Source organism: uncultured Marinobacter sp. (assembly GCF_963974375.1).
Classification (GTDB): Bacteria; Pseudomonadota; Gammaproteobacteria; order Pseudomonadales; family Oleiphilaceae; genus Marinobacter.
On the sequence record NZ_CAXBDN010000402.1, the window covers coordinates 1 to 2,371 of the forward strand.

Below are 2,371 nucleotides of genomic sequence, written 5' to 3' on the forward strand. Positions count from 1 at the left end.
ATGCGAATGTGCCGGTGACCGTCCAGGATCTGGCCCGCGCGCTGGTAGAAGAAGCCTTCGCTGAAGACGATGCCCATATCGTGGTTGGGCCGGTCGCTTCCGGGGTGGCGCTGGCAACGCTGCCGCTGGCGGAAGAGTACGAGCGCATCATCATGCCGGAAGGGGTGGCTGACGCCATCACCGGCTCCGAGTGGAACCGCTATGTATTCCGGATTGGCCGTAACTCCTCTCAGGATGCGGTTTCCAACGCGGTTGCCCTCGGCAAGCCCGGTGTCTGCGTATCCACCATTGCCCAGGACTACGCCTTTGGTCGTGACGGTGTGTCCGCCTACAAGGAAGCCATGGAGGCAAACGGTGGCAAGATCGTCCACGAGGAATACCTGCCTACCGATGCCACCGACTTTACGGCAGCCGCCCAGCGTCTGTTTGATTCACTGAAAGACCGCACTGACTGTGCCGAAGGCAAGCACATCTTTGCCATCTGGGCCGGTGCCTCCAACCCGCTGGGCCGGATTCAGGATCTGGACCCGGGCCGCTTTGGTATCAGCCTTGCGACCGGTGGCAACATCCTGGCCGCACTGGTGGGCTACTCTGACTTCCCGGGTATGCAGGGCGCTGGTTTCTATTACTTCGAGTCTCCGGATAACGAAGTCAACGACTGGCTGGTGAAAGAACACTTCGATCGCCATAACGCTGCACCTGACTTCTTCACTGCCCAGGGTTTCGCCCAGGCCATGGCTATCACCGAAGCTATCCGTAAATCCGGTGGCTCTACCGATACCGAGGACCTGATTGCTGCACTGGAAGGCCTGGTTTTCCAGACCCCCAAAGGCGAGATGGAAATCCGTGCCGAGGATCACCAGACCCTGCAGAACATGTATCACTTCGAGGTTGAAGTGGAAGAGCGTGACGACTGGTTTGCCGATCGCAGCGTAACGGCCGGTGTGCCCAAGCTGATCCGGGTTATTGACCGCAAGGAAATGGATATCCCGATTCGTAACTGAGTACTGCCTCGTTATTGATTCCGGTGCGCGCACGGAGTCAGGAGAGCGGGTCGGGGACTATTTCCGGGACCGTCAAAAACATGGATGTTTTTGCCGAGCGTACATGGACGTATTTACCGCGTGTCCCGGAAATAGTCACCGACCTGCGTCCCCCTACCGAATTTACTGCGCATCATTGTTCTTGGTTTTTATCGTTATCAATGCTGGCGTAAGTCGGCATTGGTCTGGCAGTCATCACGCCGGAGTGCAGCATGTCGTCCGAGCAACCCGTACTTGAAACCCGCGGCCTGACCATCAGTTTTGGTGGGCACGTTGCGGTAAACAACGTCTCCTGCGCCTTTCAAAAGGGTACCCTCACCTCCATCGTGGGACCCAATGGCGCCGGCAAGACCACCTGGTTCAACCTGATCTCCGGCCAGCTCAAAGCCAGTGCGGGGCAGGTTCTTCTCAAAGGTGAAGACATTACTGGTCTGGGTGCCGCCAAGCGCGCCGACAAGGGTCTGGGCCGGGCCTTCCAGCTTACCAACCTGTTTCCCAATCTGACCGCGCTGGAGAATGTCCGGCTCGCGGTTGCCGCCCGCCACAGTATTGGCCACATCTTCTGGCAGATGGCCAGTCGGCGTACTGATCTGACCGATCGTGCCATGGAGTACCTGCGCCAGGTCAATCTGGCCAACCGCGCTGATTACCTGGTTGCGGGCCTGCCCCACGGTGACCAGCGCAAACTGGAGGTAGCACTGATGCTGGCGCTGGAGCCGGAGGTGTTCATGTTTGATGAGCCCACCGCCGGCATGAGTGTCGATGAAGTGCCCGTGATTCTCGATCTGATTGCCGATATCAAGCGCAATCAGGACAAGGTCATCCTGCTGGTAGAGCACAAGATGGACGTGGTGCGGTCACTGTCCGATCGCATTGTGGTGCTCCATAACGGCGAGCTGGTGGCCGATGGCGAGCCGGCCGAAGTTATCGCCTCACCGGTGGTTCAGGAAGCCTATCTGGGTGTCGCACCCGATGACGTTGTTGTGCAACAGGAGGCCTCCCATGGCTGAGCCGATTCTGACCCTCAAGGGCGTCAAGGCCGATATCGATCAGTACCACATTCTTCACGGCGTGGACCTGGTGGTGCCCCGTGGTGAACTGACGGTTCTGCTGGGCCGCAATGGTGCCGGCAAGAGCACGACGTTGCGCACCATCATGGGTCTGACCACCCTGACCGGGGGCAGCATTACCTACCAGGGCCAGGATATTAGCCGCTGGCCGACTCCCCGGATTGCCCGTAGCGGTATCGCCTTTGTGCCTGAGAGCATGGGTATTTTCGGTCTGCTGACGGTGCGTGAAAATCTGGTGCTGGCGGCGGTCAGCGGTCC

General features: G+C 59.1%; 3 protein-coding genes. All 3 read left to right on the plus strand.

The genetic code is table 11. From position 1 onward, the window contains the following. On the plus strand, positions 1-1,004 hold a 1,004-nt coding region (locus AAC035_RS20670), incomplete at its 5' end, for a substrate-binding domain-containing protein (RefSeq protein WP_339807004.1). A gap of 251 nt (positions 1,005-1,255) precedes the next feature. After that, positions 1,256-2,053 (plus strand): ABC transporter ATP-binding protein, encoded by a 798-nt coding sequence (locus tag AAC035_RS20675; RefSeq protein ID WP_339807005.1) that lies wholly within the window; start codon positions 1,256-1,258, stop codon positions 2,051-2,053. Further along, a partial coding sequence (locus AAC035_RS20680; RefSeq protein WP_339807006.1) for an ATP-binding cassette domain-containing protein occupies positions 2,046-2,371 on the plus strand: 326 nt, incomplete at its 3' end. The genes AAC035_RS20675 and AAC035_RS20680, both read left to right, overlap by 8 nt.

Coding starts and splice junctions, on each gene's coding strand:
- AAC035_RS20675 (WP_339807005.1), top strand. CDS start 1,256: ATGTCGTCCGAGCAACCCGTACTTGAAACCCGCGGCCTGACCATCAGT.